The following is a 7,472-nucleotide window of genomic DNA, read 5'->3' as shown; positions in this document are numbered from 1 at the left end:
GGCGACCCGTTTGAGGTGTCCGATGCCGACACCATGCTCAAGTATGTGGCCCCCCAAGCCGTGCCGCCGGAGCCGGTGACCATTTTTACCAAGCCAGGCTGCCCATTCTGCGCCAAAGCCAAGTCCATGCTCAGGGAAGCGGGTATGCACTACGAAGAGATTTCGATGGGCAACGGCATCACCACCAGCACACTCAATGCGGTCGCGGGCGCAGGGACAACTCCGCAAGTATTTGCAGGGGGCAAGAAAATTGGCGGCTCCGAAGAACTGGAAGCCTGGCTGGCCAAGGCCCACCCATAACTCTGGCGCAAGGGCCAGTCTTACCGCCCCAAGGTCGGCCAGCCCCCTCGGGGGCAGCGCAGTATGCGAAGCGACAAGCGTGGGGGGCTAGTTAGCCAAACTTGCGCTTGGCATCCAGCGCGAGACCCGCGCCAATGCTGCCAAACAAGTCGCCCTCCACACAGCGGGCTTGGGGTGTCAGCGCCAAAATTCGTTCACGCAGCAATGGCACGCTGCTGGAGCTGCCGGTGAAAAACACGGTGCCGATGCCCGCATCCCGCAGCAGACGTGCCACGGTCTGCTCCACGGAAGCCACCAGACCACCAATGGCACGATCCAGGTCCGCCCTGTGCAGCGTTACAGTTTCGCCCGCGGCAATGCGGCCGATGTCGATCTGCGCCACGGCTGCATTCGACAGTGCGATTTTGGCCTCCTCCACCTGCAATGCCAGCCAGTGGCCCGCGCGCTCGCGCACCACGCTCTGCAGCCGCTCCAGCTTCGGCTTATCGCGCGCTTCGCGGTGCATGTCGCTGATCTGCGACCAAGCCTTTGGGGTAGCTGACATGGCCATCCTCGGCATGATAAAAGACCAGCGATGGCAGCGTCAGCTTGCCGTCTTCCAGGGCCAACAACTTGGAATGCTGCGCGCTTTGCCCAAGTTGGCTCCAGCCGGCGGTGGAGTTGGACGTCCCGAAGTCAATCCCGCATGCGCCAGACGGATCGAGCGGCTTACTCACCGCTCAGTCGGCTTGCAAAAGTCGTTTTCAACCCAGGCCACCGCGCTGGCGCGGCTCAGCTTGAAAGACGGCGCCACACGCACCTGCGCCAGCGCGTCGCCCGCTTCATCGCCTTCATTATGTGCACTCAGCAGCGCGTGGGGATGGTCTTCGTCCGGGACGATATCGAGAGAGACGGTGATTCGGGCCGATCTTGCGGTCACCGTGATGCGCTGGTGCAGGGTCGCGTGCAGTTGCTGCTCGTGCCTGCGCACAAATTCCGAAGCGGTTTTGACCAGCGTGCTGAACGCGTTCCCATCCAGCGGTTTGGGGTTCTTTTTGTCGCGTCCCATGGTCCAGGGCCCCACCAGTGCGGGCTCGGGCTCGCCGTCCTTGATCATCGCCACCGCCCAGCCGTCGTCGTCTTCATTTTTAAGCACCTGCGCGGTCCAGCCGTCGCCACGCCAAAGACGCGGCTCTTGTGTTTTAAGGAAGGATTCGGAAGGGGATTCGGCCAGGTCAGGCGGCGGGATGCGGGAGTCGGTCAATGCTCAATCACTCAGGTAAAAAATTCGGGTCAAGGGATCGCGCTGACATGGTGGTGTGGCAACACGGGAGCCGAATTTTACTGTTCGTATCACCCGGTGCGTGCCGGGAGCGCTGAAAAGACTGTGCTTGCCGTTCCGTTTTCTGTTGTTTGAGTATAAAAACAGCCTCTAGCCCAATAGAATCGGGCGAAAGCAGCTATATTTTTAATAGCAAAATTGAATCCATGGCAGGGTTTGGCGGTGAAGTCAGATGCGAATCTCGAACTGCGCGTCGCCCATGTAGCGCTCGGGACCCAACGCGGCCGTGACTGCAGCCGACTCTGCCGCCTGCCACTGGCTGAAGATTTCCTGCTCGTCACGCGACAGGGCCTCTTCCGCCGGTGTCTCGCCGTAGCTTGCCACGATTTTCATGTACGCGGCGTACACCGGCGCGACCAGACTCGCGTCACCCAGCGTGGTTTCCAGTGCAGCTTTAAAACGCTGCTCGACCGCCTGCAGCTCCTCCCTGGATACCTCTTCGAATGCGTAGAGCTTGAGGGTGTAGCTCATTGGCTCCCTTTCACTGCCGAACTGCTGCCTTGCGTAAGCGCTATGCGCCGACGCAGCCGTGCGGCTTCTTCCGAGCTACCCGCCTGCTCTGCGCGCTGGGCCTGCAGGTTCAGCCAGGCCAGCAGGGGACGGCGCCAGCCCTGGCTTGACGCGGTATTGATCGCCTGCACGATGACTGCCGGGCTGGCCTTGCCGGTTTGCAGCATCACGCCTGCGGCGACCAGTTGCGACAGCGGATCTGCGATGCCCTGAACGGCACCGGCATCCCCGGCGGCGGCAGCGCGCTGCGGGGCAGGCAGCAAGGCGATACTCTGCGGCTGCACTTGGCCGCGCAGGTAATCGGCGTAGGCGCGCTGAGCCTCGGAGGCGTCCTGGCGCAGTGTTTCAAAACCGGCGCAGGGCTCAAACACCAGGCTGGCCACGCGGGTGGCGCAGTGCAGCAATTCAGCCGTCGCCAGCAGGTCTGCGCGGCCGGTACGCGAGAGCTGGCTGCGCGCGCGCGCCAGCTCAGCCATCTCGACCCGACTGTTGCCCTCCATGTAGGCGGCCACCGAACGCTCCATCGAGCCCTTGGCTTCCAGTTGCCAGTCCGGCGGCTTGGGGCCGCTGGCACAGGCACTGAGCAGCAGGGCACCGGCGAATGGAACGGCAAATTTCATAGTTATCGTGGTGTGCATTGAGGTCTTCACGGCAGCTTTATCTCCGTATCACGGGCAAAGGGCCATTTACGGTTGATCTCGTTGACCAGACTTTCGATCTTGCGCAGGTTGGCATCCACATCGGCACGCAGGGCACCCAGATCGGCCGTAGCGTCCTTGGCATTGGAACTGACGGCCTGGGCGTCTTTCAATACGGCGTCTACCTTTTTAAGACTGGTGCGCGCTTCGCCGAGCAGGGTATTGAGCTGCACGACTGTGGCGCGGGTTTCCGGCATCACGCCCTTGTCGCCAAACACCTGAGCGTCGGCTTTGGCAGCCAGCCCGTCGAGCTTGGTCAGCAGCGCGTTGCTGCGGTCCAGTGTGGCGACGAGTTTTTTGGCCTCCAGCTCGCTGCCGAGCAACACCGTGAGTGCGCCGCCGGGGCCATTGAGCCGTGTGGTCAGGGTCTGCAGGTTGGCCAGACTGGTGCCGACCGAGCCGCTGCTGCCGGTCAGGGTATTGAGGTTGTCGATCAGCTCCTTGGCAGCAGAAATCACTTTGGGAATTTCTGCGCTGGCGTCGCCTTGCAGCACGGTGCGCACAGCGCCGTCAGGCAGGGCCGGGTCGCCCAGCAGGCCGGTGTAGGCACGGATGTTGGGGCTACCCACAATGCCGCGCACCAGCGTGAAGACGCTGCTGGTGCGCAACCAGTGGGCGTCCTTGGCTGCAACGTCAACCAGAATGCGGGCCTTGCCGTCTTCAGCCAGCTCGATGCGCCGTACCCGGCCAATCGGAAAACCTGAAAACGTGAGGTCCATGCCGACCACCACCCCTTCGGAGTCGTCTGCTATCAGCACCAGCCTCTGGGTGGCATCGAACGCGCCGCGGGCGTACAGCACGTACAGGGCCGAGCCGCACAGCAGCAGCAGCATGAAGATCATCAAGAGCTTGGCCTTGAACTCCAGGTTGGCCACCTGCGCTGGTGATCGGTCCGCCACAGGCAGCAACGGGTCCACCGGATCTACGGGGTCTTGGTCGACTGGCGGAGCTGGCGGCGGAGTCAAGGGGTCGGTGGGTGAACTCATGGGTGTGCAGTTTCTGGGGGTCAATGCCAGCGTTAATAGTAGTTGCCGACCAGCGATGCCACTTCAATCAGCAAAATCAGGGCAAACATGCGCACCAGCCCGCGCATTTCGGCACTGGTGCGCACACTGGCGCCGTGCATGCCATACAAGGCAGAAGCCATCGGAATCAAGGACACGGCCAGGGAAAAAAACAGGGTCTTGAGGACAAAGATCAGCGTCACTGCGGGGCTGAACACCTGGCCAAAAAGGCGTGTGTAGGCGGCCACGCCCGACAAGGTGAAACCATACCCCGCCACATACGCCACCACCAGCGCCACCAGGCTGCTCAGCGCCGCCAGCGTAATGCCCGAAAACATGCCCGCGACCACTCGCGGCAGCACCTCGCGCCGCACCGGCTCTATGCCACGCCCGCGCATTTCGTCGAGTTCGCCGCTGGCCTGCATCGCCGTGAGTTCGGCTCCGTCAGGAATGGTGCAGCGCAGCGCCACAAACAGCGCGGCGGTCAGGGGAATCAGCTCCAGCACCAGCACCCGAATGACCACCTGCAGCGCGTATTGCGACAAGCCATAGCTCAGCGCGGTCACCAGCACGATGCGCGTCAGCACCACGGTCACCAGGGCGCACAGCACGGTGAACCCCAGGAGAATGGGCGCGGTATTGAGGTAGATGTGCCGGGCCAGCACCCTGCGGCTTTCGCGGCTGTAACTTGACGGGGAGAGTGTCAGCACCAGAATCACCGCCCCAAGATGCACCAGACGCCACCACTCGATGAGCCACTGCTCTGCGCCGTGGCCTGTCTGCATCAGCCGGTTTTGCCAGGGTGCCTTTGTCATGCAAGCATGATAACTGGGGCCCTGCCCAATACCTGTAGGATACATCCTTCACCTTGTTCAGCTTCCTTACCCATCTTCAGCGCACAACAGACATGGCTATTCACACCTGGACCGCTTATTTACTGGCTTCCATCCTGATCGCCATCTCCCCCGGCTCGGGGGCCATTCTGGCGATGAGCCACGGCCTCAGCTACGGGGTGAGAGGGACCCACGCAAGCATCGCCGGACTGCAGGCCGGTCTGCTGGTCATCCTGCTGGTGGCCGGTGCTGGCGTCGGTTCGCTGCTAGTAGCGTCGGAACTGGCTTTCAGTATCGTAAAAACCCTGGGCGCTGCATACCTGATTTATATAGGCTGGTCGCAGTGGCGTTCATCAAGTGCCCTGACAACTGATGATGCGGGCAAGCCCGCCGCTGGCGATAGCGCGCTGCCACCGGGCAGGCGCTGGCTCACCGGCTTTCTAACCAACGTAACCAACCCCAAAGGCATTCTGTTCATGGTGGCGGTGCTGCCCCAGTTCATCAGCCCGAGCAGCCCGCTTTGGCTCCAGCTGTTGGTCATGGCGCTGACCACGGTGGCGGTGGACACCTTGGTGATGCATGGCTATGCGTTTGCGGCCAGCCGATTGCAAAAGTTGTTCAGGAATGCGCGGGCCATCAAGCTGCAGAACCGCCTGTTTGGTGGCCTGCTCATGGCGGTGGGCGCGGGCCTGTTTTTCGTCAAGCGCGGCCAGCAGGCGGCGCAACCGATCTGAGACCACCCAGCAGACGACCGAAGCGCTCGGTCATGCAGGGAAGCGACCGTCTGGCAGAAAAGCCAGTCCCCACGGGTTTTGCAGGCCGGCCGCCATGGTTTCCGGTCGAACGGCTTGGGCCTGGGCGTGCCGGCCGAGCAGTAAATTTGCTATTAAAATAATAGCTGGCAGCAGCCGTCCATAATGGGCTGGAATCATATTTTTATCCTAAGGTGCGTTGACGGGCCTTTTAATGGGGTTTCTCGGGGCGTTAAAGCTGAAATATCCCATGGCAGGCAGCCTTTTGCCAACCTTGCGCAAATGGCTGACTGGCGTGTGACACGCCACTTTTTATTTGCAAACATGGCATGGCTAGCAACACAAGCGCGCTTACTCGTATGAAGTCGTTACAAATCAATGGCTTGACAGCGCAATCAAGAAACAACTTGAGATTGACGTAGGACTAATCCTTCAAGTATCCTTGGCGCCATGCGATCAATTGCCCCTGCTCTACTCATTGCCTCCGCCGCGTTGCTGGCATTTAGTGCGCATGCAGCACCCGGTAATTCCGACGATGACATGGACAAATTACTGGCCGACAAAGGCTTGCTGACAAAGATTGACCAGGTCCGCCAAAGCGTAAGCAACAAGGCGTCCGAGCTGGTAGTCAATGCCATGGGATTCCTGGGTGTGCCCTACAAGCGTGGCGGCAACAATGCGGAAACCGGCTTTGACTGCAGCGGCTTTGTGCGCGCCGTCTATGAAGAAAGCCTGGGCCTGCTGCTGCCGCGCAAGGCCGAACAGCAAGCATTCGCAACGCAGCATATCGATAAAACCGACCTGCAGCCGGGCGATCTGGTATTTTTCAACACCTTGCGTCACGCTTTCAGCCACGTCGGCATTTATATCGGTGACGGCAAATTCATCCACTCCCCCAAACCCGGTGCCGAAGTACGTGTCGAGAGCATGGGTGGGCGCTACTGGCAGCGCCGCTTTGACGGTGCCCGCCGCGTGCTGGCGGCACAGGCGGCAGAGATTACGCCGCTCGCCGCTTCTGCCATCGACACCGCCGCGCAACGCTGAACAGCCTGCGCCGTGCCCACGGTGTGCACTTTAGTGGGTCCAAGGGTTCAAGGCATTTCACTTACCCTTCGGCCAAAGGCCTCCACCTGCTGCCAGTCCGTAAACTCGATCACCGCTTGGGGGTCGGTGGGGCCGTGCGTGATGAGCATGATCAGGCGAATCATGAGACGGTCGAAAAAACGGTAGCGTGGGTAGTCCAGCTTGCCTGCAAATACGGCAGCGAGCTTCGGCGTCCACGTGATTTGCCGCAGGAATTTGATCAGGTAGGGGTTGGTGTCGGGCCGACTCTTTTCCGGCTTGCGGGCCACGATGTTCACCGAGAAGAAAGCATTGGGCTTGCTCTCCAGCAGCGCCTGGTGGCGCTGGATGAATTGCGTCACCAGCGGCTGGTGTTTGCCGTAGCGGATGCTGGCACCGATGACGATTTTGTCAAAAGCGGGTAGGTCCAGCGCGTCGGCTTGGTCGAGCGGCACCACCGTCGTGGGGTGCCCCTGCTGCTCCATGATCTGCTGTAATCGCTCGCAAATGCGCCGCGTATGGCCGTCCGTGGTCGAGAAAACGACAAGAATTCTGCTCATCCACTTGCCCCAGTAACGGATAGGAAATTCAACCGCTTCAGTCCAAGTATCGCACCTTGGTGCTGGCTGTCGTGGAAAACACAGTTACACAGTTTTGCGTACTGTGATGCTGAGTTTGGCAAGTCCGCCCTCAAAACGAAGTTTCAGAGAAGACTAACTTGTACTCAAGTTATGTCGTAACTAAAATACGCCGCCCGGTCGACTCGATTGGGTTGTTTCGCCAGCCATGGGGGTAGACACCACGGCCTTTTTATCACTCAAGGCAGTTGAGAACTCCCACCATCGGGCCGGGCTAGCGATGACTCAGCCGATCAAATCAGTCAGTCACTTCTTGCCCGGCGGCAAGTCGGTGCAACTGCCGTGCGCCATTTCCGCCGCCATGCCGATGCTCTCGCCCAGCGTGGGGTGCGGGTGGATGGTTTTGCCGATGTC

Annotated in this window: 10 protein-coding genes and 1 pseudogene; 3 read left to right on the top strand and 8 right to left on the bottom strand. The window is 60.7% G+C overall.

Features of this window, described 5'->3' with window-relative positions; translation table 11 throughout:
- Nucleotides 1-300, top strand: a 300-nt coding sequence (locus B3F77_RS11030) for a glutaredoxin domain-containing protein (RefSeq protein WP_293605004.1), incomplete at its 5' end; no start/stop codon positions are given.
- Between the two features lie 91 nt (nt 301-391).
- Here B3F77_RS11030 and B3F77_RS11025 read toward each other — a convergent pair.
- The 6 genes and pseudogenes from B3F77_RS11025 to B3F77_RS11000 form a co-directional block, all read right to left on the bottom strand.
- Nucleotides 392-835: pseudogene (locus tag B3F77_RS11025) on the bottom strand (Hsp70 family protein); the annotation flags it as partial.
- A gap of 177 nt (nt 836-1,012) precedes the next feature.
- Entirely contained in the window at nt 1,013-1,543 is a 531-nt protein-coding gene (locus B3F77_RS11020; RefSeq protein ID WP_293605003.1) for a hypothetical protein, read from the bottom strand.
- 246 nt (nt 1,544-1,789) lie between these two features.
- Nucleotides 1,790-2,092, bottom strand: coding sequence for a hypothetical protein (locus B3F77_RS11015; RefSeq protein ID WP_293605002.1), 303 nt, complete (start codon nt 2,090-2,092; stop codon nt 1,790-1,792).
- Entirely contained in the window at nt 2,089-2,769 is a 681-nt protein-coding gene (locus B3F77_RS11010; RefSeq protein ID WP_293605001.1) for a hypothetical protein, read from the bottom strand. Before B3F77_RS11010 ends, B3F77_RS11015 begins: the two co-directional genes overlap by 4 nt.
- Nucleotides 2,770-2,777: 8 nt before the next feature.
- The gene (locus B3F77_RS11005; protein ID WP_293605000.1) at nt 2,778-3,815 is read right to left on the bottom strand and encodes an MlaD family protein; all 1,038 of its coding nucleotides are present in this window, start codon (nt 3,813-3,815) and stop codon (nt 2,778-2,780) included.
- A 32-nt stretch (nt 3,816-3,847) separates the two neighbouring features.
- Entirely contained in the window at nt 3,848-4,648 is an 801-nt protein-coding gene (locus B3F77_RS11000) for an MlaE family ABC transporter permease (protein WP_293604999.1), read from the bottom strand.
- Nucleotides 4,649-4,740: 92 nt separating this feature from the next.
- On the opposite strand from B3F77_RS11000, the gene B3F77_RS10995 reads away from it, so the two are divergent.
- Nucleotides 4,741-5,400 carry a LysE family transporter gene (locus B3F77_RS10995; protein ID WP_293604998.1) on the top strand — a complete coding sequence of 220 codons (660 nt, stop codon included), beginning with the start codon at nt 4,741-4,743 and terminating at the stop codon, nt 5,398-5,400.
- Nucleotides 5,401-5,430: 30 nt separating this feature from the next.
- Here B3F77_RS10995 and B3F77_RS10990 read toward each other — a convergent pair whose 3' ends face one another.
- On the bottom strand, nt 5,431-5,598 hold the full coding sequence (locus tag B3F77_RS10990; protein ID WP_293604997.1) for a hypothetical protein: 168 nt from the start codon (nt 5,596-5,598) through the stop codon (nt 5,431-5,433).
- Between the two features lie 270 nt (nt 5,599-5,868).
- On the opposite strand from B3F77_RS10990, the gene B3F77_RS10985 reads away from it, so the two are divergent.
- Entirely contained in the window at nt 5,869-6,462 is a 594-nt protein-coding gene (locus B3F77_RS10985; RefSeq protein WP_293604996.1) for a C40 family peptidase, read from the top strand.
- Between the two features lie 47 nt (nt 6,463-6,509).
- Here the strand turns inward: B3F77_RS10985 and hemG are convergent, their stop codons facing one another.
- Entirely contained in the window at nt 6,510-7,040 is a 531-nt protein-coding gene (hemG, locus tag B3F77_RS10980; protein WP_293604995.1) for a menaquinone-dependent protoporphyrinogen IX dehydrogenase, read from the bottom strand.
- Between the last annotated feature and the right edge of the window lie 432 nt (nt 7,041-7,472).

Origin of the sequence: Polaromonas sp. UBA4122 (assembly GCA_002381615.1) — a bacterium.
Taxonomy (GTDB): domain Bacteria; phylum Pseudomonadota; class Gammaproteobacteria; order Burkholderiales; family Burkholderiaceae_C; genus Polaromonas.
This window is presented reverse-complemented; position numbering and strand designations above follow the sequence as displayed.

What these genes read in the sequence shown, in the direction of transcription:
- B3F77_RS11015 (WP_293605002.1), bottom strand. Translation starts at nt 2,092, where the DNA reads ATGAGCTACACCCTCAAGCTCTACGCATTCGAAGAGGTATCCAGGGAG.
- B3F77_RS11010 (WP_293605001.1), bottom strand. Translation starts at nt 2,769, where the DNA reads ATGCACACCACGATAACTATGAAATTTGCCGTTCCATTCGCCGGTGCC.
- B3F77_RS11005 (WP_293605000.1), bottom strand. Translation starts at nt 3,815, where the DNA reads ATGAGTTCACCCACCGACCCCTTGACTCCGCCGCCAGCTCCGCCAGTC.
- B3F77_RS10985 (WP_293604996.1), top strand. Translation starts at nt 5,869, where the DNA reads ATGCGATCAATTGCCCCTGCTCTACTCATTGCCTCCGCCGCGTTGCTG.
- hemG (WP_293604995.1), bottom strand. Translation starts at nt 7,040, where the DNA reads ATGAGCAGAATTCTTGTCGTTTTCTCGACCACGGACGGCCATACGCGG.
- B3F77_RS10995 (WP_293604998.1), top strand. Translation starts at nt 4,741, where the DNA reads ATGGCTATTCACACCTGGACCGCTTATTTACTGGCTTCCATCCTGATC.
- B3F77_RS11000 (WP_293604999.1), bottom strand. Translation starts at nt 4,648, where the DNA reads ATGACAAAGGCACCCTGGCAAAACCGGCTGATGCAGACAGGCCACGGC.
- B3F77_RS10990 (WP_293604997.1), bottom strand. Translation starts at nt 5,598, where the DNA reads ATGATTCCAGCCCATTATGGACGGCTGCTGCCAGCTATTATTTTAATA.